At 66.4% G+C, this 25933-nt stretch carries 21 protein-coding genes and 2 pseudogenes; 15 read left to right on the top strand and 8 right to left on the bottom strand.

Going from position 1 to position 25933, the window contains the following annotated elements:
- Positions 1-27 precede the first annotated feature (27 nt).
- The 3 genes from ACTPOE_RS14820 to ACTPOE_RS14810 are packed head-to-tail and all read right to left on the bottom strand — an operon-like array spanning position 28 to position 2478.
- On the bottom strand, positions 28-705 hold the full coding sequence (locus ACTPOE_RS14820) for an ATP-binding cassette domain-containing protein (RefSeq protein WP_458873011.1): 678 nt from the start codon (positions 703-705) through the stop codon (positions 28-30).
- Positions 698-1486 carry an ABC transporter permease gene (locus tag ACTPOE_RS14815; protein ID WP_458873010.1) on the bottom strand — a complete coding sequence of 263 codons (789 nt, stop codon included), beginning with the start codon at positions 1484-1486 and terminating at the stop codon, positions 698-700. The genes ACTPOE_RS14820 and ACTPOE_RS14815 overlap by 8 nt, the downstream gene beginning before the upstream one ends.
- Positions 1483-2478, bottom strand: a complete 996-nt coding sequence (locus tag ACTPOE_RS14810) for an ABC transporter substrate-binding protein (RefSeq protein ID WP_458873009.1) — start codon at positions 2476-2478, stop codon at positions 1483-1485. The genes ACTPOE_RS14815 and ACTPOE_RS14810 overlap by 4 nt, the downstream gene beginning before the upstream one ends.
- Positions 2479-2536: 58 nt before the next feature.
- Here ACTPOE_RS14810 and ACTPOE_RS14805 point away from each other — a divergent pair, with 58 nt between their 5' ends.
- The 3 genes from ACTPOE_RS14805 (at position 2537) to ACTPOE_RS14795 (ending at position 6910) form a co-directional block, all read left to right on the top strand.
- Positions 2537-3241: a Crp/Fnr family transcriptional regulator gene (locus tag ACTPOE_RS14805; protein ID WP_458873008.1), complete on the top strand. Its 705-nt coding sequence runs from the start codon at positions 2537-2539 to the stop codon at positions 3239-3241.
- A gap of 369 nt (positions 3242-3610) precedes the next feature.
- The gene (locus ACTPOE_RS14800; RefSeq protein ID WP_458873007.1) at positions 3611-5455 is read left to right on the top strand and encodes a hypothetical protein; all 1845 of its coding nucleotides are present in this window, start codon (positions 3611-3613) and stop codon (positions 5453-5455) included.
- 177 nt (positions 5456-5632) lie between these two features.
- Entirely contained in the window at positions 5633-6910 is a 1278-nt protein-coding gene (locus tag ACTPOE_RS14795) for a hypothetical protein (RefSeq protein ID WP_458873006.1), read from the top strand.
- A gap of 101 nt (positions 6911-7011) precedes the next feature.
- Here the strand turns inward: ACTPOE_RS14795 and ACTPOE_RS14790 are convergent.
- Positions 7012-7116, bottom strand: a pseudogene (locus ACTPOE_RS14790) (IS481-like element IS481 family transposase); the annotation flags it as partial.
- 217 nt (positions 7117-7333) lie between these two features.
- On the opposite strand from ACTPOE_RS14790, the gene ACTPOE_RS14785 reads away from it, so the two are divergent.
- From ACTPOE_RS14785 to nadE, 4 genes are all read left to right on the top strand, one after another.
- Positions 7334-7990, top strand: coding sequence for a hypothetical protein (locus ACTPOE_RS14785; RefSeq protein WP_458873005.1), 657 nt, complete (start codon positions 7334-7336; stop codon positions 7988-7990).
- An 8-nt stretch (positions 7991-7998) separates the two neighbouring features.
- On the top strand, positions 7999-8289 hold the full coding sequence (locus ACTPOE_RS14780) for a hypothetical protein (protein WP_458873004.1): 291 nt from the start codon (positions 7999-8001) through the stop codon (positions 8287-8289).
- Positions 8290-8516: 227 nt separating this feature from the next.
- Positions 8517-10205, top strand: a complete 1689-nt coding sequence (gene ilvD, locus ACTPOE_RS14775) for a dihydroxy-acid dehydratase (protein ID WP_458873003.1) — start codon at positions 8517-8519, stop codon at positions 10203-10205.
- Positions 10206-11033: an ammonia-dependent NAD(+) synthetase gene (gene nadE, locus ACTPOE_RS14770; RefSeq protein WP_458873002.1), complete on the top strand. Its 828-nt coding sequence runs from the start codon at positions 10206-10208 to the stop codon at positions 11031-11033. It abuts the gene before it with no gap.
- 210 nt (positions 11034-11243) lie between these two features.
- Here nadE and ACTPOE_RS14765 read toward each other — a convergent pair.
- Positions 11244-11634 (bottom strand): annotated as a pseudogene (locus ACTPOE_RS14765) (LLM class flavin-dependent oxidoreductase); the annotation flags it as partial.
- Complete coding sequence (locus ACTPOE_RS14760; protein WP_458873001.1) at positions 11631-12089, bottom strand: PaaI family thioesterase; 459 nt, start codon at positions 12087-12089, stop codon at positions 11631-11633. The pseudogene ACTPOE_RS14765 and the gene ACTPOE_RS14760, both read right to left, overlap by 4 nt.
- A 118-nt stretch (positions 12090-12207) precedes the next feature.
- Between ACTPOE_RS14760 and ACTPOE_RS14755 the strand changes: the two genes are divergently transcribed.
- The 7 genes from ACTPOE_RS14755 to ACTPOE_RS14725 all read left to right on the top strand — a co-directional run bounded on the left by ACTPOE_RS14755 (position 12208) and on the right by ACTPOE_RS14725 (position 21940).
- Positions 12208-13068, top strand: coding sequence for an EamA family transporter (locus tag ACTPOE_RS14755; protein ID WP_458873000.1), 861 nt, complete (start codon positions 12208-12210; stop codon positions 13066-13068).
- Positions 13069-13228: 160 nt separating this feature from the next.
- The gene (locus ACTPOE_RS14750; protein ID WP_458872999.1) at positions 13229-15529 is read left to right on the top strand and encodes an MFS transporter; all 2301 of its coding nucleotides are present in this window, start codon (positions 13229-13231) and stop codon (positions 15527-15529) included.
- Complete coding sequence (locus tag ACTPOE_RS14745; RefSeq protein WP_458872998.1) at positions 15526-16584, top strand: ABC transporter substrate-binding protein; 1059 nt, start codon at positions 15526-15528, stop codon at positions 16582-16584. The genes ACTPOE_RS14750 and ACTPOE_RS14745 overlap by 4 nt, the downstream gene beginning before the upstream one ends.
- Positions 16581-17255 (top strand): hypothetical protein, encoded by a 675-nt coding sequence (locus ACTPOE_RS14740; RefSeq protein WP_458872997.1) that lies wholly within the window; start codon positions 16581-16583, stop codon positions 17253-17255. Before ACTPOE_RS14745 ends, ACTPOE_RS14740 begins: the two co-directional genes overlap by 4 nt.
- A 5-nt stretch (positions 17256-17260) precedes the next feature.
- A complete protein-coding gene (locus ACTPOE_RS14735) occupies positions 17261-18361 on the top strand; it encodes an alanine racemase (RefSeq protein ID WP_458873503.1) in 1101 nt (366 codons plus the stop codon).
- Positions 18362-18372: 11 nt separating this feature from the next.
- A complete protein-coding gene (locus tag ACTPOE_RS14730; protein WP_458872996.1) occupies positions 18373-19116 on the top strand; it encodes a hypothetical protein in 744 nt (247 codons plus the stop codon).
- Positions 19106-21940: a PP2C family protein-serine/threonine phosphatase gene (locus tag ACTPOE_RS14725; RefSeq protein ID WP_458872995.1), complete on the top strand. Its 2835-nt coding sequence runs from the start codon at positions 19106-19108 to the stop codon at positions 21938-21940. The genes ACTPOE_RS14730 and ACTPOE_RS14725 overlap by 11 nt, the downstream gene beginning before the upstream one ends.
- A 72-nt stretch (positions 21941-22012) precedes the next feature.
- Here the strand turns inward: ACTPOE_RS14725 and ACTPOE_RS14720 are convergent, their stop codons facing one another.
- Positions 22013-22438: an ATP-binding protein gene (locus ACTPOE_RS14720; RefSeq protein WP_458872994.1), complete on the bottom strand. Its 426-nt coding sequence runs from the start codon at positions 22436-22438 to the stop codon at positions 22013-22015.
- A 22-nt stretch (positions 22439-22460) separates the two neighbouring features.
- Positions 22461-22982 carry a SecDF P1 head subdomain-containing protein gene (locus tag ACTPOE_RS14715; protein WP_458872993.1) on the bottom strand — a complete coding sequence of 174 codons (522 nt, stop codon included), beginning with the start codon at positions 22980-22982 and terminating at the stop codon, positions 22461-22463.
- A 302-nt stretch (positions 22983-23284) separates the two neighbouring features.
- Between ACTPOE_RS14715 and ACTPOE_RS14710 the strand changes: the two genes are divergently transcribed.
- Positions 23285-25924: an inositol phosphate phosphatase SopB gene (locus tag ACTPOE_RS14710; protein ID WP_458872992.1), complete on the top strand. Its 2640-nt coding sequence runs from the start codon at positions 23285-23287 to the stop codon at positions 25922-25924.
- Positions 25925-25933: the final 9 nt, after the last annotated feature.

Here is a 25933-nt window from a genome sequence, read left to right as displayed (position 1 = left end):
GAAGGAGATGGGAAGGGAGTGATCGGTCTATGAATCGGCCGGCCGGTCCGGTGGCGCTCCGGCAGAGGGCTCGTCCGGGCGGACGAAGGGGGCGGACTGTTCCTGGACGCGGCCGCCGGCTACGCGCAGGATGCGGTCCACCAGGCCGGCGAGTTCCCAGGGCTGGTGGCTGATGCAGACCAGCGCGGCGCCGGTGGCGCGCGCCTGTTCGGCGCACAGCCGTCCCAGGTCGGCGCGCAGCGCCGGGTCCAGCGCGCTGAAGGGTTCGTCGAGCAGCAGCAGATCGGGTTCCAGCGCCAGGGCGCGCGCCAGGGCGGCGCGCTGGGCCATGCCGCCCGACAGCTCGGCCGGCCAGGACCGCGCGGCGTCGGCCAGCCCCACGCGAGCCAGCCAGCGGTCGCGCCGCGCGGCGATTTCGCCGGCGGGGACGCCGCCCGCGCGCAGGGCGATGTCCAGGTTGTCGGCCACGCTGCGCCAGGGCAGCAGGCGGGGTTCCTGGAAGACCAGGCGGGTGCGTCGGAAGGTATTGCGGCAGGTCCCGCCGTCCGGGCGCAGCAGGCCGGCCGCCAGGCGCAGCAGGGTGCTCTTGCCGGCCCCGCTGGGGCCGATGACGCCGATGCGCTCGCCCGGACGCACGTCCAGATGGATGCCGTCGAGCACGGCGCGCGGTCCGAAGGCCAGGCTCAGGTCGCGCATCTCAAGCATGGCTGGGCTCCTGCCAGCGGGTCAGGCGGCGCTGGACGGGTTGCAGCAGCAGGAATTCCAGCAGGGCCACCAGGCCCAGGATCAGCAGCACCCAGGCGTACAGCCGGCCGCTGTCGAAGGTGCCGCGTGCATTGGCCAGGGCGTAGCCCACGCCGCTTTCGGCGCCCAGCACTTCGGCCATGACCACCAGCCGCACGCCGCCGCAGGCGGCGATCAGCAGCGCCGCCGTCAGGGGCGCGGCCAGGGCGGGCAGGTAGATGTGGCGCAGCCGCGCCCAGGCGCCGAAGCGGTAGACCTGGCCCATTTCCAGCAGGCCGGCGTCGATCATGCGCATGCCCTTGACCGTGTTGACGTACATGCCGGGCGCCATCATCAGGACGGTGATGAAGATCACCATGCCCGATCCCAGGCCGAACCAGAGCATGGCCAGCACGACCACGACCACGGGCGGGATGGCCATCAGCAGCCAGCGCAGCGGCTCCAGCAGGCCGCGCAGGCGCGCGTCGTGGCCGGCCAGCACCCCCAGGACGAAGCCGATGCCGCAGCCCGCGCCCACGCCGATGGCGATGCGCGCCAGGCTGTCGCGGCTGTGCGCCCAGAAGCCCGGATCGCCGGCCAGGACGCCGATCGAGCGCAGGGCCTCCAGCGGCGTGGCCATCAGCATGGGCCCCATCAGGCGGGCGGCCAGTTCCCAGCCGACGAAGATCAGGACGACGCCCAGCGCGGACCAGCGCCGGGACGTGCGTGCGGCGCGGCCCGGAACCCCCTGGGCGCCGCTCATGGTCCGTAGAATCCCGCGTCGGGCAGGCGGCCGCCGACGGCTTCGGGGTTGTGTTGCAGGATCAGGCCGTAGAGGGCTTCCAGATCGGGACGCACGGATTGCGCGTCGCGGCTTTCCAGGCGCGTGACGCGGATGGAGGTTTCGATGGCCTCGACCGGCAGGAAGTCCAGGTGCTTGTGCACCAGGCGGGCGCATCCGGCCGGTTCCGCCTTGCACCAGCGCGCCGACCGGTCGTAGGCGCGCACGAAGGCCTCGCCCAGGGCGCGGTCGCCGGCCACGCCGGCATTGGCCATGATGCCAGCCTGCGGCAGGTCCGGATGGTCGGGGAACGTTCCGCGCCAGGCGTCCTCCAGGCTCTGCACGCGATGCAGCGCTGGACCGCCCTGACGCGCGTTCTGCGCCAGCAGCAGTGAGACGGAAGGTTCCGGCAGCAGGGCGCTGCGGGCCTCGCCGGTCAGGAGCAGGGCGATGGCGTCCTGGGCGTCGCGCGCATAACGGATGGCCGGCGCGCGCGCGCCGGTCAGGCCCTGCGCGTCCAGCAGGCGTTCCAGCAGCAGGGCGGGCAGGTCGCGCTGGAAGGTCGTCAGCAGCGGTTTGCCCGCCAGGTCGGCGACCGCGCGCACGTCCGGGTCGGCGCTGACGAACCACAGCAGTCCCCAGACGGAGACGTTCAGCAGGCGCACGGGCATGCCGCGATTGGCCATGATGGCGGGCAGGTTCACCGGTGTGGCGCTGAAATCGACTTCCTGCTTGGCGAGCAGCACACGCAACTGGTCCGGGCTTTTCCAGTGGCGGAATTCCACCGCGCCGGCCCAGTCCGCCAGGGCGCCGGTCTCCGCCATATGGATGAGCGGGAAGCTGACGGCGGCCGTGGGGCCGGCCAGGACCAGGCGCTCGCGCGGCGCGGCCGAGACGGACAGGCCCGCGCCCAGCAGGACGGCCAGCAGGCAGAGCCGCGCCAGGCGGTATGATGCTCGAAGGGATTCCCACATAATTGAATGCGAATTATTATCAATCGCGTATCGTCGCATCCCGAATCATCGAATGCCAATGACAAAAGTCAATCCGACCGAGGATTCTCCCGCCCGGGTGCTGGGACACCCGCTGTTCCGGGGCGCGCCGCCCGACGTGGAGCGCCTGCTGCTGCGCGATGCCGCGATCCTGCACGTCGAGGACGGGGCCGCGCTCTTCCGGGAAGGCGAGGACGCCATCGAGTACCTGTACGTCCTGAGCGGCGGCATCGAGGTGCTGCGCCACACCCAGGACGGCCAGGAACGCGTGTTCCACATCTTCCGCGCCGGGCAGTTGCTGGCGGAGACGGCCATGTTCATGACCCACGGCCGCTATCCGATGCATGCCCGGGCGCACGGCGACGCGATCGCGCTGTGCCTGAAGCGGGCCGGCCTGCAGGCGGCCTGCCGTGTCTGGCCGGACCTGTCCATGCGGCTGCTGGCGCGCCTGAGCGACCGGGTCTACCAGCGGGTCAACGAGGTGGAATGGTTCAGCGACAGCACGGCCGCGCAGCGCCTGGCCGACTATCTGCTGCGCCTGCGGCCCGGCGAAGGCTCGTCCGTGCATCTGCCCCTGACGCAGCGCCAGCTCGCGGCGCACCTGGGGGTGCGCGCGGAAACCCTGAGCCGGCTGCTGGCGGACTGGGCGGCGCAAGGCCGCATCGCCGGCGCGCGCCGGGACTGGATCCTGCTCGATCCGGCCTTCCTCGACGATCTGGCGCAGCCGGCCCGGCGCAGCTTCTGAGCGCGCCTGGGCGGCGGTGCCGCCACGCCCAGGGAACGCTGGCCGGCCGGACGTTACTACGCCATTGTTCACGTCGTGCGGCGACCCCGCCGCGCCTGGAGATTGCCGGGATGTCGATGAGGGATCCGTTCGCGCATCCGGCGCCATGGGAGAGGCCGCATCGTGTTATCCATCTTGTTGTCCCCGCCAAATTTCCCCCTGGCCATGGTCGAGAAGACCGGGGATTCTCGCTTGAGGAAACAGGCGTTGGGCACGACCGCTGTTTCGGCGGAGAAACGGAGTAGCGGAGAGACATATGGGGTCGAGGCGGGCGAAGCCCGCGTCCGTGTCCATTCCAGCACGCCTAAATGGAACAGCGGGCATGGGTTCATGAACATGTTCGACAAAAACAAGTCCGGAGGATTCGATGACGGGCGGTTTGCCGGGTTCCAGGAGCGGCGCCAAAGGCTTGAGGCCATGCGCGGCATGGACACGCTGCTGAGCCGCCTGATTGCCGGCGGCAGGACCGGGAAACACGCCGGCGAATGCCTGGACCTTCTTGACAAGTGCACCATCGGGAAGAGGAAGCCGACCCTCAAAGAGATCGACTCGCTGGCGCGCGCCTGTCTGGCGATGCTGGGCGGGAGTCGACTGGATGCCCTGCTCGATGGCCTGGGCGTCGCCGCCGGCGCCGAAGGCTGCGCGCCCGGCCGGCCGGGAAGTGATCCGGGTTCCGATCCGGCGCTGAAAGTGATCGCCGACGCCGCGAGCTGGGAGCGTGCCCGCCGCGTGTGGGAAAACCCCATATTGGATCTCCATAAGAAGGATACCGAAATCAGCATGATGGGACCCTATGAAGAGGAAACGACTTTGCGCATGCGAGAGCGGGATGAGGTTCTCGCGGCGTCATTCTTCCAAAAAATGGATCGTGCGGGAATCGAAAGGTTCGGCATCTACATAAGCGGCGTCTTGTCCGATTCCGGACTGAGGGATCTGCGGTGGACGGACCTGGAAGTTGTCGAAAAGGCGATCAGGTCCTGTCGGGACAAGAAGGCGCCCGCGCTGGAAAATTTTCTGACGCACATGAATAAAAAGGGCAATGACCTTGCCGGCCGGAGCGTGAAAGAGGTCGGCGCCAGATTGACGGACCCCGCGAAGCGCATATCTCCCGGCGGGGCCGCGGAATTCCTATCCGGTCTGAGTCTGAGAATTCAGGCCGTGGAGAAAACCCATGGTCTCGCCATGGCGCGGCTGGTGGGGGCGCGCTTGATGGCGACGGATGAAGTGTCGAAGGCACTTCGATTGCTGCGTATCCGCTTTGGCCGCGCGTCTTCAGCGTGGCAGGTTCTCGGCGAACGGAACAGCATGATCCCGAGGGGCAAGATGTTTGCTGAAACCGGCCTGGCCGGCTTGCGGACACTGCTGGGCGGCGATCTCGATAGTCACGCTCGCCGCCAGGAAGCCGTGAAGGCGCTGGCCATCCTGAGCGGGAAAATCTACGAGGAGGCGGAAAGATCCGATGGCTCCGCCACGGCCTGGCTGGCGAAGGTGCATGTGATCGCGTCTGTTGAAAGGGCGGAAGTTGATAGATTGCTGCACGATCAGAACAAGTTCAGCAGATTTTCCGGTCAATTGGAGAATCTTTCCCGGAATCTGGATGACGCCACACTGGCCTCGCTGCGTTTCGGAGACATGAGGCTATTCGGCCTGATGCCGGATCATGCCTACGAGACAATAGTTCGGGCGCGCACCAGGGAACTGGACGATCGGGTGACCGGATGTCTGCGGAAACTGATATCCGGCATCTACGCCGGCGGTCTCCCGGGCGTCAAGCCCGGCGTCCGGACGGATTTGACGACCCTGGCGGAACGGCTGTGGACTCTGGCCGGCTCGTGTCTGGGACGCGAGGAGCGGCTGACCGTCATGGGTTATACCAAGGACGATTGCCGCGAGCTGATCGCGCGGGACCTGAAGCGGGTGGTGACGGAATCGAAGAAAGAGTTGGCGAGGAGATCATGGCGCATTGCCACTGAGCGGCTGAACGATCTGAAGAGGGTCTTTGAAGAAATTTCCGAGGGACAGGAGGAGAAGAAGGCATCCGACGCGGGCGAGGAAAGGGCCATGGTGGACATGGCTCGAAGCCTGCTGAGCGGCCTCGGGGTCGCTTGCGGCATCAATGACGAGGTTCTTGGCGGCGAAAGCAGGAATGATCCGGTGCCGCGCGATGCTGCGTGAAGCTGCATGGCCTGTCGCCTCCCTGAGGGCGGTTTCTGGCGGATTCTTTCATGGAACGTCGGGCGGCCGGATGTTACTCACGCCGCGGTATGAAGCGCGGCGATCCCGCCGCGCTTGGAAAGCGCCGGGAGGCTGGTGATGGATCCAATCCTTGCTCCCGTTGCGGTGGAGACTTGCATGGTGCCTCGATTTCCTTCCCCCTCCAATATCCTGGCGTATGTCGGGTATGGCTTGGAAAGCCATGTCAACAACGACTTGAGCACTCGGGAGACAGAGAGCAGGGGGACGGCTCTGGGGCGGATCGGTGGCCTGCCGGTTGGAGTTGGTGCGCCGGATGGCGCCCGCGCCCATGCCGGTTCAAGAACGTTCCGGCGGCCTCCCGTCAGTGTGGGACTGTCCCTGACTGTGCTCGAAACGATTGGCAATGGCGCGGCTAGAGGACTGAAAGAGCGATACCGGAAGATCGAGGCCAATGCCTGCCTCGGCGCGCTGCTGAACAGCATGAAAATTTGCCCGAATGGCGAGGAGAGGCATGGGCAAGTCGAAAATAATCTGGACCGATATGCCGGATGCTTCGAAGGACGGGGGGGGGGGGCGCTGTCCTGCAAGATGAAGCATCAGCTGATTGAAGAGCATCTGGGACGGCTGGGTGATGATGAGGTGGAAGTTCTGTTTGGCCGCCTGAGCGAGTCCGACGGATATTCATCGATCATGCTCCAGGCCAATACGATCGACGAGAAACGGAAAAATATCGGCGAAGCCATAAAACTGGCGCTTGCCAGACATTCGTTCGAACGTATTGTGGCGGATCTCAATGAATGGGACGGGATAACCCCAGTGACGAGGGAAAAAGGCAGGAAACTGGAAAGTTCCTGGTCCGAATTGATCCGGAAAATGGATTGTGTGGGATCCGAAGAATTCGGCCTTTACATGGACAGTATCTTGCCCGGCAACAATCTAAAGAATCCGCGGTGGACAGGACCGGAATCCATCCGAAGCACGATCAATGCCATTGACTGGAATAGAGTATCGCCGCTAGAGAGGGCCCCTTGCCGGAAATTCCTGGGTCAGTTGGAAAGTCGCCTGCGAGCCGAGGGTGAAAGGTTGGCTCGACAATGCCGGGATGAGGTGGTCGAAAAAACGATCAGAGATCGCCCTGATTATTCCCCGAGCAATCCTCAGCACTTCCGGGAGGCGCTGGCATCAATGGTCAACGATTATGAACGGAAATTCCGAGCCATGCAAGAAGCTCGTGGCGTCGCCATGGCTGAGTGGATGAAAGCGTACTGGCCGCAGCGCATTAAAAATGCCCTGGAACCCGCAAACACCCGGCAGGCGAACAATGGCGGCCTTCGCCAACAGATAGCCGCGCGCAGGGCTGACGGGGTTGCGACGCTTGTTCCTCCTCTTCGGAGGGTAGCGCTTTCGCAGAGATTGATAAGCCGCTCGGCGTAATAAGCCCGGAAAGTACCCTGACAACAAATCGACGGACAGCCGTGTGCGGGGGCGCCGGCCATATGGTATTCACTAGGTGTGAATTGTCAATATCGGTGAGCGATTGTGACGTCCAGGCGGACATGGCAGGCCACGGCATCGCGCGGGAATTGCATGGCGCTGTTGGCGCGCTCATCAGGAAGGATGTCGGTGAAGGCAACACGCGACTGAGCGTTGCGCTCCGTTGCGCCATGGAACGCCGGGCGGCCGGATGTTACTACATTTGTAGTGATAGGCGTGGCAATTTCGCCGCGCCCGGAGGTCGCCAGGGTGCTGGATTCCGGCCTCCGCATTCAGTGCCACGGAGATTTGCCGCATGTCCCCCCCCCCCTCTCTCTCTCTCCCCCCTCTTCCGGCGGTTTCAGGAACTGGATCGTTGGTGGCTTGTCGAATTATCTCGACAGGAACCTGACTGCCCGGGAGGCCAGAGTCCAGGGGACGCTGAATGGCCAACGCTTCTCGGCCAGGCCAGGCAGTGCCCGCTATGTCGCGTCCCGTAGCGTATTTCAACAGGCCAGGGAGAAACTGGCCATGAAAGTGCTCAGAGTTATTGATAGCGAGCAGTGTGGCAAGGTGCAAGCGCGGTATCGGACGCATGAGGCCAGGCTTCGCCTGGATACGCTGCTGGGCCGTCTGGTGACTAAGACTAAATGCCGCATGGGCGACAGGAAAGTCGGCGCTTGCATGGCCGATTACGCCAGGTGCTTCGAGGGCAAGAACAAGTTGTCCGGTGAAATGAAGGTTCAGCTGCTTGAAGAGCAGCTGGACAGGCTGAGTTCGAACGATTTGAACGCTGTGCATGCGAGCCTGAGCCCGCATGATCGCAGCCTAGAGGCGACGAGTAAAACGTCGGAGGTCGTCAACGCCATGCGCAAGGAGCTTTCCATACTCAAGTTTAAAAAGTCTGTGGAGAAGATCAAGGAGATACTATCCAGTCCATCCCCCCAATCCACTGAGGTTGCCAAGAAACTGTTAGCCGAATTGATCTGGAAGATGGATCATGCGGACGTTGATGAATTTAGCCATTATCTGGATGGCTGAGCTTTGGCATGACGGCGGATTTCAAAGCTAATACGATAGCATCGTATTCGGACGTGGATGCGGATCGGATCAACTTGCTTCAGTTTCATAATAAAACAGAAGCATCTTTGCGCGCATATGCGGAATTTAACGTCTCGCCGCTCAGGAGAGGGTCGGAAATTCGTGAAATCCATGTTGTCAGGCCACCGCAATATAGCTTCGAATTTTTTAGAAAGCCTGAAGAAAAAAACGATCGGAGATCCGAATATCTGCTCTCCAGAGCGGAGATGCAAAAGGACTTTCTTCGAGAAGGAGAATGAGGAGAAGGCTCAACAAAGAGCGGGTGCGAATCGCCAGTAGGAAGCGCCGTCCGGGCGTCTTGCGCATGGAGCGTCGGATGCCCGGCGTTGTCGCATCCTGGGCCGGATGAGGCTTGGACTTCCCGCCGCGCGCTATACCCGCGCCCGGCGTGCGCGTGTCCGGTCCGTCGGCGCGGAGAAGTCTTACACTGGAAAATTCCGCACCGACTTCTCGAAAGGATCCCGTCATGGCCAAACCGCTGCGTTCCTCGAACATCACCCAGGGCGTCGCCCGGGCGCCGAACCGCTCGATGTACTACGCGCTCGGCTATACGGAATCCGACTTCGACAAGCCCATGATCGGCATCGCCAACGGCCAGAGCACCATCACGCCGTGCAACAGCGGTCTGCAGCCCCTGGCCGATGCCGCCGCCGCCGCCATCAAGGACGCCGGCGGCAATCCCCAGATGTTCGGCACGCCGACGATTTCCGACGGCATGGCCATGGGCACGGAAGGCATGAAATATTCCCTGGTGTCCCGCGAAGTCATCGCCGACTGCGTGGAAACCTGCGTCCAGGGCCAGTGGATGGACGGCGTGCTGGTGATCGGCGGCTGCGACAAGAACATGCCCGGCGGCATGATGGGCATGCTGCGCGCCAACGTGCCCTCGATCTACGTCTACGGCGGCACCATCCTGCCGGGCAGCCACTGCGGCCGGGACCTGAACATCGTCAGCGTCTTCGAGGCCGTGGGCGAGCACGCGGCCGGCCGCATGTCCGAAGTCGAACTGCACGATATCGAGACTCACGCCATTCCCTGCAGCGGGTCCTGTGGCGGCATGTATACGGCCAACACCATGAGCTCCTCCTTCGAGGCCATGGGCATGAGCCTGCCGTACTCGTCCACCATGGCCAACGTGCACCAGGAAAAGACCGACTCGGCCGCCGAATCGGCCCGGGTGCTGCTCAAGGCGGTCGAACTGGACCTGAAACCGCGCGACATCGTCACGCGCAAGTCCATCGAGAACGCCGTGGCGGTGGTCATGGCCACCGGAGGATCGACCAACGCCGTGCTGCACATCCTGGCGATCGCCCACGCCGCCGGGGTCGAATGGACCATCGACGACTTCGAGCGCGTCCGCCGCCGCGTCCCCGTCATCTGCGACCTCAAGCCCAGCGGCAAGTACCTGGTGGTCGATTTCCACCAGGCGGGCGGCATCCCCCAGGTCATGAAGCTGCTGCTGAACGCCGGTCTGCTGCACGGCGACTGCATGACCATCACCGGCAGGACCATTGCCGAAACGCTGGCCGATGTCCCTGACACTCCCCGTGCCGACCAGGATGTGATCCGCACGCTGGACAAGGCCCTGTACGCCGAAGGCCACCTGGCCATCCTCAGGGGCAATCTGGCCGAACTGGGCGCGGTGGCCAAGATCACCGGCCTGAAGAACCCCGCCATCACCGGTCCGGCGCGGGTCTTCGACGACGAGCCCTCCGCCATGGAGGCCATTCTGGCGGGGCGTATCCAGGCGGGCGACGTGATGGTGCTGCGCTACCTGGGCCCCAAGGGCGGGCCGGGCATGCCGGAAATGCTGGCCCCGACCAGCGCCCTGGTGGGCGAAGGACTGGGCGATTCCGTCGGCCTGATCACCGACGGCCGCTTTTCCGGGGGCACCTGGGGCATGGTCGTGGGTCACGTCGCGCCCGAGGCCGCCGTGGGCGGCGCCATCGCGCTCGTCGAGGAGGGCGACTCCATCACCATCGATGCGCACCGCCAGCTATTGCGGTTGAACGTGCCGGACGATATCCTGGCTGCACGGCGCGCCGCCTGGACGCCGCCCGCGCCGCGCTACACGCGCGGGGTGCAGGCCAAATTCGCCTTCAACTGCTCAGACGCCAGCACGGGCGCGGTGCTGGACCGTTTCGAGGACCGCTGAATGAACGAAGAACGACGCGCCCTGCAATTGCGAATCCGCCTCGCCCTGGGCGTGGCCGACGCTTTCGACGTCCAGGCCGAAATCGAGCGGCGGGTGGAATTCCTGGCCGAACTGCTGCGCGCCACCGGCGCCCGCGCCCTGGTGCTGGGCATCAGCGGCGGCGTCGATTCCCTGACGGCGGGCTGCCTGTCGCAGCGGGCCGTCGAACGCGTGCGCGCGCAGGGCGGGGACGCCCGTTTCGTGGCCATGCGGCTGCCCTACGGCACCCAGCTGGACGAGGCCGACGCCCAGGCGGGCCTGGCGGTGATCCGGCCCGACGATCTGCTGACCGTGGACGTGCGGCCGGCCTCGGATGCGATGCTGGATGCGGTGCGGGCCTCCGGCCAGGTGTTCCGCGACACCGCCCAGCAGGATTTCCTGCACGGCAACATCAAGGCCCGCCAGCGCATGATCGCGCAATACGCCGTGGCCGGGGCGCGCGGCGGGCTGGTGGTCGGCACTGACCACGCCGCCGAGGCCCTGATGGGTTTCTTCACCAAGTTCGGCGACGGGGCGGCCGACGTCACGCCGTTGGCGGGGCTGAACAAGCGCCGCGTGCGGGCGCTGGCGGCCGCCATGGGGGCGCCCGATGCGCTGGTGCTCAAGGTCCCCACCGCCGACCTGGAACTGCTCAAGCCGCTCAAGCCCGACGAGGACGCCTTCGGCGTCAGCTATGAGCAGATCGACGACTTTCTGGAAGGCCGGGACATCGAGCCGGAGGCCTTCGACATCATCGTATCCACCTGGCGGCGCAGCGCCCACAAGCGCGCCCTGCCGATCGCGCCCTGAGGCGTCCTCCGCCCTCGGAGCGGACGGGGCGCTGGTGCGCAGGCGCCTTCGACAGTCCCCGGCCCGTCAGGCCGGCGCGGCCATCAGCCCGGCCGCGATCTCGTAGGATCGCAGGCGGGCCGCGTGGTCGTGCATGTTGCAGGTGATCATCAGTTCGTCCGCGCCGGTGCGTTCGACGAAGGCGCGGATCTGCGCGGCGGCGGTGTCCGGCGCGTCGAACAGGCTGGACCCCAGGATCCAGACCGGCACCTTGCAGCCTTCCCCGGGCACGGCGCGCACCGGCCCGCGGCCCTCGAAGTAGTCCATCAGCTCGGCCACGTCGCGCGGGAAGGCTTCCGGGTCCGAGTCCAGCGCGCGGCGCAGCGCCCGCGCCCACGCGGATGCGCGAGGTGGCTGCCGCGACGTGGCCGATCAGCACGGCGGTGGCCGCGCTGGCGATGCCGGGCATGCCGTGGTGCTCGGCCATCCAGTAGCGCCGGTAGCCCAGGGATTCGGCGTGGCGGGCCAGGTCGATGGTGCGGGCGAAGGATTCGGCGGCGCCGCCGCCCTCGGCGATGGGAGCCAGATCCAGGACCGAGAGCGGGATCGAAGGATGCGTCATGCGGGTTCCGGCAGGTTGATGAGAGTCTGCTGCATCAGCGCCACCGGTGTCTTCTCGCCCGTGTTCAGGGCGTAGACGTCAATCTGGGCGACTGTCAGGGTCCGGCCCGCGCGTATGACCCGGCCGACGGCTTCCAGGGATTCGCCCCGCGCGGGGGCCAGCATGTTGATCTTGAATTCGACCGACAGCACCGTATGGCCCCGCGGCGCCAGCGTCAGGGCGGCGAAGCCGCCGGCGGCGTCGGCGATCGCGGTCGTCGCGCCGGCGTGGAAATAGCCCAGGTGCTGGGTCAGGTCGGGGCCATAGGGCAGGTGGATGTGCACCCGGCCAGGGACCACGTCTCCCAGGCGGGCGCCCAGGTGGAGCATCAGGCCGGAACGGTCGAAGCTGTCCCGGATGCGGGCGGGCTGGGCGGCGGGGTCCGGCGTGCCGGGCGCGGCGGTCGATGTCGTCATGGGAGGTCCTGTATAGTCGTGAGTCGCAAGAATCCCGAGATCGGAAGCAATCCTCGCTGTGCCCTACGATAAGCCATTTTCGCCCGCGCCCCAAAACCCGGCCCCTGGCCGTCGTCCCGTGCCCGGGCGGCCCGTTCCAGGCATCGGCCTGGCGGTCTGCCTGGCCGTGGCCGCCATGGTCAGCGTGCAGACCGGGGTGTCGCTGGCCGTGCCGGTGATTCACGACTACGGCGCGCTTTCCACGTCCAGCCTGCGTCTGTGCTGGGCCGCGCTGGCGCTGCTGCTGTTCGTGCGCCCGCCGCTGCGCCGCTATGGCGCCGCCCAGTGGCGGGCGGCTCTGATCCTGGGGGCCGGCATGGCCGTCATGTCCCTGGCCTTCTTCCTGGCGATCGAGCGCCTGCCCCAGCACCTGACCGTCGCATTAGAATTCTGCGGTCCCCTGGCGGTCGCCGCACTGGGGGGAGTGCGCGGCTGGCGAGCCCTGGCCTGGCCGCTGCTGGCGGCGGCCGGGATCGGGCTGCTGGTGTCGGGCGACGCGCGCGCGGCCGGCGGCGCGGATCCGGTCGGCATCGTTTTCGCCCTGCTGGCGGCGACCGGCTGGGGGGTCTACATCGTCATGATGAAGAAGATCGGCCCCGCGTTCCCCGGCCTGCAGGGGCTGGCCGTCTCGCTGGCGGTCGCGGCGCTGTTGTCGCTGCCCTTCGCGGTCGCCGAGGCCGGCACGATCCGGTTTCCCCGGGAGCAACTGGCCTATACGGCGGGCCTGGCGGTGCTGGTGCCGCTGGTGCCCTATATTCTGGAGATCAATGCCCTGCGGCGCATGCCTGCCGCCATGTTCGGCGTGCTGATGAGCCTGGAGCCCGCCGTCGGCGCGACGACCGGCTGGATCTTCCTGGGCCAGGGCATGAGCGCGGGCCAGGTGCTGGGCACCGGCCTGGTGGTCGCCGCCAGCGTCGGGGTGGTGCGGGCGGGACGTTAGCATCCTGTCCGGTTGATTCACCCGTCCCGGGAGGGCGCGCCGACGGAACGGGGCGCCGGCACGTATCGGGCGGCGAGCTTCCGGGAACTCGTCGGGCGTTTCGGTTACTGAGCCTATTCTTCTCAGACTGAGAGTCCGGGCGCTGGCCCGGGTTTGTTCGATGCGATTCCCGCTGATTCCCGCATTCCTGTCCGGTCTGCTGATCGCCGCCTGCCTGGCTGCCGGCGCCTGGATGACGGAAGGGTCGCTGCTCAAGGCCTATCGCAGCATCCTGGAATCCCGCTTCGCCATCGCTCTGGACCGCGCGGCCGAAGGCGCTACGCACGCCGCCTCGCTGGGCGTGAGCCTCGACAGCCAGGAAGAGACCCTGGGCGCCGCTTTGCGGCGCGAACTCGTTCTGGAACCCGACATTCTTGGCATGGCCGTTCAGGACGCCCGGGGCCGGCGGCTCTATGGTGAAGGCCCGGTGCCGGATCCCTCCCCGCCCGGTGTCTTGCGGCGCGCGCTCCTCGACGATCTCGGTCTGCCCATTGGGCAGATCCTGCTGCGCTATGATCCGCGCGCCCTGGAATCGCCCTCGGCGGAGATCCGCCGGGACATGCGCGGGCATGCCGTGCCTGTCGTGGCGGGCGTCGCCCTGCTGGGCTTTCTGGCTGCGCTGGCGCTTCGCGCCGGCCGCGTCGTCGATCCTGCCCAGGGCGAATCCACCCGGCGGCGTGTGCCTCTGGCCCTGGCGCTGGCGCTGATCCTGGGGGGCGGTCTGTTTCTGATCAATCACCAGGCGTTGCGCATCATCGACCGCACGCTGGGCCCCCTGATCGAGACCAAGGTTGAGTCGATCGGCCATGGCGCCCGCGCGCTGATCGGCAAGGCGCTGGATCTGGGGATCCCGCTCGACCAGATGTGGGGCGTGCCGGAATATTTCGCGTCCCTGCGGAGGCATTATCCGGAGCTGAAGCGGATCATGCTGGACACGTCGCCGGCCGCTGTCAGCGGCGCGACCGCGCCAGGGAGGCTGATCCTGCCGGTTCCGGCCCAGGGTCCCGTCGCGGCGGCCCTGGTGGTCACGCCCGATAGCCGTTACGTGGCCGCCCAGGTCCAGAGCCTCTTGCTGGATACGGCCTTCTTGGGCCTGGTCGCCCTGCTCGTCGGTTTCGAGCTGCTGTCACTGCTGATGCGGGTGGGGGTTTTCCAGCGCCCCCTTCCGATTCCAGCCGCGTGCGGCGCCGCCCCGTCGCCGGTCGAGCAGATCCGGGGGGCCCTGTTCTTCTTCACGATTGCCGAAGGACTGAACTACCCTTTTCTGCCCAGTTTGACCGAGCGGCTGTTGCCCCCCGGCCTTTCACACACCTTGCTGTTCGTCAGTTTGCCGCTCGTCGTGTTCATGGGTATTTCCGCCCTGGGGCAGATTCCGCTCGCCGTCTGGTCCGAGTCGCTGGGCCGACGCCGTGGCCTGGCGGTGGGAATCGCCGTAGCGGGAATCGGCTACGGCTTGAACGCCTTTGTAGAGACCTATTCCGGCCTGCTTTTGGCCCGCGCCTTGAGCGGCGTGGGCGTGACCCTGGTCTTCATTTCGGCGCAAGGGCATATCATCGATCAGTACGATCACGGGACCCGCACGGCGGGATTCGCCGGTTATCTGCGCACCGTCATGGTCGCCGGATTGTGCGCGCCTCCGATCGGCGGCTTTTGGGCCGAGCATTTCGGTGTCGCCCCGGCGTTTCTCACCGCCGCGGGCTTGTGTCTGACCTCTCTGTGTCTGGTATGGGCCATGATGCCTGCGGTACCGCCATGCGCCCAGCCGCACACTGTTCCCCGCCTGGTGTACGAGGTAATCGGCGAGACCTGGCGGATTCCAGGTCTGCGTACGCTGCTGCTGGGGTGCGCGGTACCGGCCAAGCTGATTCTTTCGGCCTTGTGTTCCTTCCTGGTTCCTATCATTCTGGTCGATGAGGGTCATTCGCTGGCCAGCATCGGCCGCGTCCAGATGATCCATCCGCTGATGATGATCATGTTCGTCCCGCTTTTCGCCCGCTGGGGGGAAACGTTCGGGCGTGATCCAGGATCCGGCAAGATCGCCCTGGGCGGGCTGATCGCCGGTATCGGGGTGATTCCAATCATGCTCTGGCCAGGTCTGGGCGCCATTGTCGCTTTTCTCGTGCTCCTGGGGCTGGGCCAATCCCTGTCGAGCGCTTCCCAGTCATCGCTGGTGGCCGCCTACACACACCGTGAACAGGGACAGCATTCCGCCCAGATCCGCGGGTTGTTCCGCCTGGTCGAACGCAGCGGATCGGCGATCGGGCCCATGCTCGCCGGCGGCCTGCTGAGCCTGTTCGGCCTGGCGCCCACGTTGGCACTATTCAGTCTGCTGGCTACCGGCGGCGCCCTGTACTACGGTCGTGAGCAGTGGGCTCCGCGGCCTCGGACAATCCCACATGAATCCTTCGGCGACCGCCCATGAGTACTCCCGTGCCTTCCTCTCCCTTCCGGCGGCGCCTGTTGCGCGCCGCCCTGGCCACCGGGCTGCTGGGCGGCGCTCCTTTCGTGGCGCGCGCGGCGGACCAGCGCCGCATCCTGATGATCACCTACCGCGGACGCACGGAGGTCGAGGACGGTTTCCTGGAATACCTGCGGTCGCAGGGCCGGGACCCGGACATCGTCCAACGCGACGTCGGGCAGGATATCCGCCGGCTGCCCGCCATCCTGGACGAGATTCCCGGTCTGGCTCCCGATCTGATCTACACCTGGGGCACGCCGGTGACCCTGGGGGTGGCCGGCACCTGGCGGAATCCCGACCCCTCCGGCAAGGTGGGCGGCATTCCCGTCGTGTTCGCCCTGGTGAGCGCGCCGGTGGCCGCCGGCATCGTGCCTTCGCGCACGCGGCAGGGCCGCGACGTCACCGGAGCTGTGCACGTGGTTCCCACCGACACCCAGGTCAAGGTCATGGCGGCCTATCGGGAATTTTCCAAGATCGGGCTGCTGTATTCGACCACCGAACCCAATTCCCTGGCGATCGCCGCTGAAATGGATACTGTGTGCGCCGCGACGCACCGCACGGCCATCCATCGCCATTTCCCGCTGGATGCGGCCGGACGTCCCTCCGGCGATGGCCTGGAGCGGCTGGTCGCCGAATTGCGGGTGGAGGGCGCCGAATGGCTCTACCTGGCGCCCGACACCTTCTTGGGCACGGTCTACGGCCGGGCGGTTTCCGCCAGCATCGAACAGAAACTGCCCACTTTCGGCGCCACGGAACTCGCCGTCCGGCGGTATTCGGCCCTGACCGGCCTGGTCAGCCGCTACCGTTCCGTCGGGCGGCTGGCCGCCGTGCAGGCCGAGGCCATTCTGTATCAGGGCACGCCCGCCCGCCAGATTCCCATCGAGACCCTGAAGCGTTTCGCCCTGCTGATCAATCTGCATACGGCCAAGGCGCTGGGGGGCTTTTATCCACCTATCGAAATGCTGAATTACGCTGATGTGATTACTCAGGCTCCATGGACGATGAGGGCCGTTGGATGAACCCCGTCACACTTTCCCGGTTGTGCTGGCGCCGTCTCGGTCCGGCGGACTGTGACCGGATCTTCGCCCTGCACGTCCATGCGATCTGGGGCATGGGCCCCGACCAGGTCCTGCTCCAGCGTCCCGAATTCTTCGCGGACCTGCTGGGTGGGGCGGGGCTGATCATCGGCGCCTGCGATCCGGACGGCGAACTGGTGGCCTATGGCGCGCTGCAGAACAGTCCGGATCCGGACACCCGGCCGGACATCTGGCTGGATTGGCCCGCCGATGCGTGCATTCAGAAGCTGGCCGGAGCCTCGGTCACGCCGGAATACCGGGGGCACCGCTTGCAGCGTCAGCTGATCCGCCGCCGGATCGCCCTGGCCGACCCCGATGCCTATCTTTACGTCACGGCGGCCCCGTCGAATCCGGCCAGCTGGCGCAGCCTGCTGCGTGAAGGATTCGAGATCGTGCGGTTGTGCAGAGTCTGCGGAGGCGCGCTGCGTTATCTGCTGGTCCGCCGTGCCCGCGCGCCGGCCGCGGCGTCCCGGGTGACGAATGGCGCCGTCGTCCATTTCCTCGACAGCCTGCCCATAGACGAACAGGGGCGGTTGCTGATGCAAGGCTGGCGCGGGCGGTTCCATGAACGGGTCGGCTGCGTCCTCGCGTCGCCGGAGGAGGCCCTCCGGTGAACTCCATGGATGCCGATGCGCCGCTGATGGAAATCGACCTGGGTCGCCTGGTCGACAACTGGCGGACCGTGCGTGCCCGCTACGCGGGCGCGGAGCTGGGCGCCGTGGTCAAGTGCGATGCCTACGGGCTGGGACTCGAACCCGTCGTCGTGGCCCTGTCGGCTCAGGGATGTCGGCAATACTGGACCTTGAACTTCGAGGAGGCCCACCGGGTTCGCCGGTTGGCGCCGGATGCCGAGGTTTTCGTCCTGACCGGCCTGCGCGGCGCCTCGGTGCGGGCGTGCGTGGACGAGCGCCTGACGCCCGTCCTGAATGATCCGGACGAGATCGATCTGGCCCGCCGCCATGGCGCGCTGACGGTGGCCGTCGCCCTGGACATGGGGCTGGGGCGCCTGGGCCTGAAGCCCGAGATCGTGGGTCGGCTTGCGATGCGGGGGTTGGGCGATCTTCATGTCCGGGCCTGGATCGCGCAGCCCGACAGTTTCAGTGCGCCCAAGGGCATGGGCGGCCAGAGTCTGTATGACCGCTTCCTGGACTTGATCGCGCCGTTTCCCCGGGCGGCCCGGAGTCTGGCGGTTTCGGCGAGCGTGTTCTCCCGCCCCGATCACCATCTCGACATCGCGCGCGTGGGCAGCGCCTTGTACGGTGTGGACACGACACTCACGCGGACCTTGCCGCTGCGGCCTGTGGCGCGCCTTCATGCGCCGGTCCTGCAGGTCGCGGATCTGCCGATCGGGGCCGGCATCGGTTATGACAAGCAGTTTCGCTGTCCGAGGCCCATGCGGGTCGCCACTCTGGGCATTGGCTATGCCCAGGGCCTGCCCTATGCCCTGATGAACCGGGGGGCGGTGCGTTTCGGCGCGCATTCCGCTCCCATCGTGGGCGGTATTTCAATGGGGCTGACCAGTGTGGACGTGACCGGGCTGCCGGCCGGCCTGGCCGTCCCCGGCGCCCGGGCCGAAATCTTCGGCGACCGCCAGCGGGTCGAGGATCTGGCGGCCCAGGCGGGCTTGCCCGCCAATGCCTTGCTGAGTCTCGCGGCCGCTGTGTGTCGCAAGCACTATCACGCCTTTTGTCCCGAACAGTCCCTTCTCCCCAGTCTGTAGGAAAGCCAGCCATGAGGACGCCTCTCTCCCTGATCCTGGTTCTGGCCTGCTGGGTGCTGGCCGCCGTGTTCGGCATCACGCTGCTGACCGTCGATATCGAGCAGCGGGCCATCGACCAGACCTGGAGGGTCCGCGAAGAATATATTCTCGGAAGTCTGCGCGACGGCATCGAAGCCTCTTTGGCCATGGGCCTGACCCTGGAACAGAGTTCGAGCCTGCAGCAGATGATCGAGCGGGAAAAATTCGGCGTGCCCGACATCCAGGACATCAGCATCCATAGCCGCTCGGGCCGGATCCTCTATAGCACCGACCTGGGGCTGCTGGGCTCCGCCATGCCGCCCGCCTGGGCGCCCGGCGGCGACCGCGGCTTCTGGTGCGCGGATGATCGGAATACCCGCAGTTGCGGCATCGGCCTGCGCGACGAGCTGGGCCGCGACGCGGGCGGCCTGGTCCTGGTGGCCCCGTATACGGCGCAGGCCTACAGCCTGCGGGCCTGGCTGACGCGGAGCTCGTCCGTGCTGGCAGTGGCCGCGCTGGCCTTGCTGGTGTCGATCCTGGGCGCGGTCCTGCTGGCGCGCCGGAGCTTGCGGCCCTTTTTGCTGTGCGGTCGGATCCTGAGGGGGCGGGCGTGCCCCGATGATTCCGGGGACCCGCTGATCGAAGCCGCCCGGCGGGCCCGGGAGCGTCATGTGGCCTGTCAGCGGGCGCTGGACAGCCGGATTCGGCGATTGAAGGAACTGGACCGTGCTGACTGAGCGCGCCATCCGAACCTGGCTGCGCGACGCCATCGGCGGTTTTCTCATCGTCCTGATCTCGGTCAGTCCGGCCACCGGCATCTTGCTCTGGCGCCTTCAGAACACCGTGATGGCCGCCACGCAGGACCAGTCCCGCGATCTCGCCCTTTCGGTCGGGAAAGCCCTCGGCCGGCAATTTGTCCGTGCCGGCCAGTTGGGTATTCCGCTCGACGCCATTCCCTCCATCGACCGTAGCCTGAATGATACGCTGGCGCGTGTCCCGCGATTGACACGCATTGCGTTGTATGGGAACGCCGATGAGCTCCTGGGGTCCGCTCAACGCCCCGGAGCCGGCGTACCGATACCCGTGCGCATGGAGCTGCAGGTCGGCGTGCGGCGGATCGGCATGCTCGAAGTCGTGGCCGCGCCGTCCGCCCTGGGTGATGCGCACGCGCCCCTGCTGGCCGATATGTTGCCGCTGATTTTTTCCCTGGCGTCGCTCGGGGGGGTGTGCACCGCCTTCTACGGCGCCTACCTGCGACGCCACCGGCGCCGTTTGCTGGCACTGCTGCTGGAGGCGCCCGAAGACCTCGCGCCTCCGATCCTGGGTCTTCGTCCCGAGCCGCGGGATGTCCTGGGGCAGGCTTGGTATGGCCTGCAGGAAATGGTGGCCCGGACCGATCGGCGGCGGGCCAGTCTGGCGTACCAGGTCGAGTCCTTGCTGGCCGTCGATTTCGATGGCCGCGTTCGAGCCCGACTCGCGGCCCTGGAAATTCCGCTGTCCGGGCAGGTTCCTGGTATCCGGATCGTCCCGCCGGACCGGTCCTGGCGTCTTTCACTGTGGCTGCGCCTGACCTTCGTCATCGCTCTGGGCTTTGCCTTGCTGATCGGCGCGCTGTCGGGCCTCCATGCTCTGCGCGAGCATCTGCTGCGCCAGCAGGCGGCCGATCTCGTTCAAGAGGACCAGAACGCCTTCTGGGACCAGTTTCTTTCATCCCAGACGCTGTCCATCGCCGATGATTTGCGGGCGCTGTCTCCTCATCTGGACGGTCCGGATGGCGTGACCGAATCCATGCGCGCCTGGGCGACCTCGCTGGATTACCTGGTTCTGGTCGACCCGAACCACCAGGCGCACCCCCTGAAGGGGGCCGACACCGATGCCGCGCCGCTCGACGCCGGCACGCTGGACGAGGTCCTGGCGGGCCGTCCGGCGCGGGGGTTGCGCAATCTGGGCGACAATTCGACCCTGCTGATCGCGGCGCAGAACATCCCGATGTCGGGTGGAACCTGGGCCTTGGTGGGCGGACGTGCGCTGGAAAACGCCTTGCTTCAGATCGATCCGGACGGGAACGACGAGGAATACAGCTTCCATTTTCTGAATCCCAAGGGGCATCTGGTGGCCAGCACCGGACGCGCGGTGTGGTCGCGGCTGGACTTGACGCCGTCCATGCGGCACGAGCCGTTCCAGGTGGTGGACGACGAGGACAGGATCCTGTTGCTGACGGCCACGCCCGTGTCCAGTGTCTCGGGCGGCGCGGGCGGCCTGTTCCTGAGCGTCAAGGATGTCACGACCCTGATGAAGCCCAGCCGGACGCTGGGCTGGCTGGCGCTGCTGCTGGCCGTGGGCCTGGCCATCCTGGGGGTGGCGCTGATCCAGCGCATCATCTGGCGCGGTTTCCGGCCGTTGCAGGACGCCTTGCGGACGCTGGACGAGCTCAGCGGTCCGCGGAACGAGGCCGATGAGCGGCCCGGCGGCCATCAGGATGAGATCGAGCGCCTGGGGCGCAGCATCGCCGTCTTCCGCCACAAGACCCTGCAGCTGGCGCGCGACCATGCCCAGCAGGCGCGCATCCGCCGCCGCCAGGAGGAGGTCATCGCCGGGGAGCTTCGCACCTTGTCCGAGTCCACGGACGACGCCGGTCGCCGGGAGGTCCGGGAACTGATCGATCTCCGGCCGCGGGGCGAGGACTACGAAGGTCTGCGGCGTCTGGCGGAAGTGATGGGCGGTCTGCGTCATCGGCTGGTCGCGCAGCACCGGCAGCTGTCCGATATGGTCGTCAAATTGCGCGATGCCCTGGTCACAAAGACCAAGCTGGCGGGGCTGCAGCAGGAATTGCGGATCGCCAGCGCCGTGCAGCTCAGCATCCTGCCGCGTGCCATGCCCGACGATCCGCGCATGGAGCTGGGCTGCCGGATCTTTCCTGCCCGGGACGTGGGGGGGGATTTCTACGATTTCTACATGCTCGATGAACACCATCTGGGGTTCGTCATCGCCGACGTTTCGGGCAAGGGAATTCCCGCCGCCCTGTTCATGGCCGTCTCGCGCACCTTGCTGAAATCCATCGCGTGTTTCGTCCGCCGGCCGGCCGACTGCATCCAGCGTCTGAACGCGCTGCTGGCCGCCGAAAACGAGCAGATGCTGTTCGTGACGCTGTTCTATGCCACGCTGGATCTGCGCAACGGCCGGCTGGACTACGTCAACGCGGGTCATCACGCGCCGTGGCTGATGAGCGCGGGAGGCGGGCTCTCGTCCTTGCCGCCGACCCGCGGCGTCGCCGCGGGCATCGAAGAGGAGATCGTCTACGAGCAGCAAACCCTGTATTTGCGGCCGGGCGACATGCTGTACCTGTACACGGACGGCATCACGGAGGCTTTTGATCCGGATGGCCGGATCTTTGGCGAGGACAGGCTGGCCGGCCTGCTGCGCGCGCGGCCCGCGGACGTGGCGCCGGACGCCCTGATCGATGCGGTCATCGCGGATGTGCGCGCGTTCGAGAACGGCACGGACCCGACCGACGACGTCACCAGCCTGTGCCTGCGCTATCGCGGCCGGGCCGGGGGATGACCGCCGGCGGTTCCATGACCGGGGCGCCGGCCGCCGCCCGGGCGCATTCCCGATCTCCGCCGGGGACGGCCCTCAGGCGGTTTTCATGGTCATGGTCAGGCAGTTCCATCCGTCCCGACGCTGGTAGTCGAGCGTGTCCAGATAATGCCGCATCAACCGCACGCCATGCCCGCCGGCGCCGGCTTCGTTGATGTGGGGAATCAGGGGCGGCGGATTGTGCGCCGTGGGATCGTAAGGACGCCCGTTGTCGCGTAATTCGATTTCGATGCGCTGGGCGCCGACCCGGCAGGACACGGCGATGGCCGGCGTGGAATCCGCCCTGGGCGGGTCGAAGGCATAGGACAGGACGTTGGTCAGCGCCTCGTCCAGCGACAGCGTCAATCCGAAGAGGGTGCGGGGCGCCCAGCCCTGGCGGTCGGCGATGGCCTCGATCCATTGCAGCGCGAGCGGCACGGCCTCCGAACCGGAAGGCAGAGTGAGCGTGTCGTGGCTGTCCATGGAAATGCGGCTGATCGTGGAATTATTCGGCGGCGTCGCCCCGGATGCGGGCGGCGAGGCTGCTGGCCGCGGCGGACGACGGGACTTCGAATGCCAGTATGCCGCGATCCAGCGGCCCGGCGATATGGGGAGCGGCCACCAGTTCGCGGCCGATGACCAGGGCCAGCAGGCCGCCGACGTTCTTGCGGCTGATGGCGGCCAGCCTCTCGGCGCCCGCGGGCGTCAGCCGCAGGCCGACGAAATGTCCGCCCTGGTGGTCGGACAGAGCGGCGGCCTCCGTGATGTCCTCGCGGGCGAGCACCGGGCGGGTGTGGAGATAGATCGTGCCGCTGGGGGCGTGGACCGCGACCAGCCCCTTGCCGGGTCCGGACCGGGCGAGGTAGATGGCGACCGGCTGCACGGTGCGGACATCGTTCGTGGCATGGTCGGATGCGGCCGGCGGGGTCGCCACGGGCCAGAACGCCGAGGGCATGTGCTGGCAGCCCGCCAGCGTCAGCAGGGCGGCCAGCAGGGCGGGGCGGAATGCACGAGTCTTCAGGAGCATGATGATGGCCGGGTGTGACCCTGGCGTGGTTGGGGCTGGCCGTCGCGCACCGGAGGCGGGCACATGGAAATTTCCGCCACGGGCGCGCTCATTCAGTGGCTGATCGGCGCGCGGCGCCGTAGCCAGAAACTATACACATGGACCGAGGACAAGCCAATGCCTCTTTTGCGCAATGTTGACGCCTCTTTTGCGCCGATCATCCGGCCGGTGAGCGTCCGGTTCCGGGATAAGGAACCAGTTGGCCGGTCTTGCCACTCAGCAGTGACAAGGCGTTCAGTGTTTTGAATGAAGAGGTGAGAAACATGGTGATCGGGCTCGAGCATTTCAGGCAGGCGGGCGGTGGATTTGTCGAGCGGGAAATTCTCCTGGACGCCGATAGACAAGGCGTGCACCGGAGCGGTCTGTCGGGCCTGGTTGGCCGCATCCAGGGCTGGTTTCGCTCGGCCAAGGAACAGCGGGAGCGCGTCGGGGGCCGCAAAGAGGTGAAGCGGAAATTCCTGGACTTGCTCGGGAAGACCGAGGGGGAAGATGCCGCGGCGAAGGCCCTGAATGCCTGCGGCCTGCCGGCAGGCTGGGCGCACAATGACCGTCCTCTGACCAACCACCAGGTCGGCAAGATCCTGGACAAGGCCCAGGACTACCGGCTTCGGGTGGTGCGGCATAACGAAGCCCTGCTGAAGAAAGCGTTGAACGACCTGAAGGGCGGCCATGAGTCGCGCGACCTGCGGGCGGCCATCGCCCGCGCCGTGCGGAACGATTCCCGCTATGGCAATCAGGAAATGAAACTCAGGGACATCGAAACGCTGCGAGAACAGGCCAAGGCCGAGCTGTGTGAACTGCGTATTCGGCAATGCGAAGAACGCTTCCCCGCACTCACGGGTTGGGTCCAATCCGGGCTGCGATCCTCCGTTGAACTGAATCCCGCCCGCTTGACACAGGATCTGCGTCGGGCCTATTGCGGCGACCCACAGCAGGAGTCGATCATGAAGGCGCTGGACTTGATCGACGAGACCACGGTATTGCTGGGGTGGCAGGCCTGGAACCTGAACAGCCAGGGGGATCTGTCAGCCAAACTGACGCAGTGTCATAACGAGCTGGACAGGATGAGAACGTCCTTGAACAGCGCTGGACCCCAGGGCGAGCAGCCCTCCGTACTCCGGGCGCTGTCTCTCGACATCGATCGTCAGATCGGGCTGCTGGAAGCCAAGCGCACCTATATCGATGAAATGCGCCAGATCGACCCCCTGACCGATCGTGCCGTCAAGTACAGCAACCTGATCTGGGCCGAGGCGGGTCTATGCCTGCTCGAACAACTGCAAGATGATGTCGGACAGGGCCAGCCTGCACTCGACAGGAAACAGCAAGAAGCTCTGGGGCAGGTCTGTTCCACGTGGGCGATTAAAGAAATTGACAAATACAAAAAGGCATACGAGGAGAGCGTTACCGAGCCGTCTAGTCCTATTGAGGCGCCCGGCAAGTCGAATAAGAATACGCACCCTATCGTCCAGGGCAAGCGCGACATGCAGGCGAGGCTGCGTACCCGCCTCGAGGAAGCCAGCATCCCCCGGGGCACGCTCGATAAGCTGTTCTCCAAGACCAGCCTGAAGCACAGCGAACGGCAGGCTCTGGCGCGGCTGGAACACTGGCAGCCGGTGGTGCGCGACATGCCCGTGATGCGCGACGGTGTGATGCGCACCTACAGGAGCGAGATCGTGCCGGCCCCGTTCATCAACCATCAGTTGGGCAAACAGAGCGGCAACACCGGCCGCGGGGGGGGGGTGCCCTCCGGGGTCACGGGCAGCGGTCCCCATGCCCGCAACCTCAAGGTCAGCCGCCTGCGTGATTCCAGAGGGCGGGTGATGACCACGGTGGTGGGTCACGGCGTGCTGGACATGTGGGGCATCAAGAACAAATCGCAACGTCAGGCCGCCAACAAACAAGGCGCGCGCGAAGTGCTCGAAGTCGCCCTGAACAGCAACGGCCGCCTGCGGGACGAACTGAACAAACCGACCCGGCAGCAGAACGCGCAGGCGCCCCGGCTGGTGCACGTCAGCGTCAACCTGACCTCGCCCGATACGGTGCGCGACTTCCTGGGTGTCCGGAACTATCAGGAACTCACCTACACCCGGAACCAGTTCCGGGCCTTCGAGGCCAATTCAGGCTTGAACCAGAGCCTGCTCGTGTTCAATCCGGAGCATCCCGACGAAAAACCTGGCGTAGCGAAAGTGAACGTGGACACCATCACCTTCTCGTTCGGCATCAACGCCATGGCCACCGGCGGTCTGCGGAATCTCATGCGCGTCTGGGACAACGTGCACGCGCACAACACCGCCAACATGATCAAGCTGGTGGGCGACCTGGGCGAAGGCGAATTCGGCGCCCGGGGCGCGCGGCCGGGCGGTTTCGTGGGCGAGGTCTACGATCGTTTGGAGAACGTGTACTTTAATCTTGACGACTCGCGCGGAGATCAGGCCGCGCGCCTCATGGCCCAGTTGCGCGGCCAGACCGATCTGGTGCGCCGCATGTTCACCGAGGGGGCCTTCCGCAAGGGCAATGGCGACCCGGCCAAGATGGGCCGCGAGATCCTGGTGTTGCAAAGCCTGGCCGAACAGGGCCTGAATCTGGTGAACGCCCGCGACCTGGCCGGCACGATGTCCAAGGGCTGCAAGAGCGACAAGGACCGCGGCGGCGTCACCGACGTCGAACTGAAGTCCAAGCTGATCCTGCGCGACCTGGGCGGCGAGATGAATCCCGACGAGCGCCTGGTGGGCGACGACCAGGGCGTCTACTACATGGTCAGCGCCGGTTCCGGCCAGCTCGAAAACCAGCGCTGGAACACGGGCCTGCCTGGCAGCAAGGAAGCCGGCCACCTGAAGGACCGGTTGCCCGATGCCGAGGTCCGCCAGTTTCTTTGCGGGCTGGGCAAGTTCGCCGGATCCTGATCACGACCC

This window comes from Castellaniella sp. WN (assembly GCF_054457555.1).
Note: the sequence above shows the minus strand (reverse complement) of the source record. Positions and strands in the feature narration are given on the sequence as shown.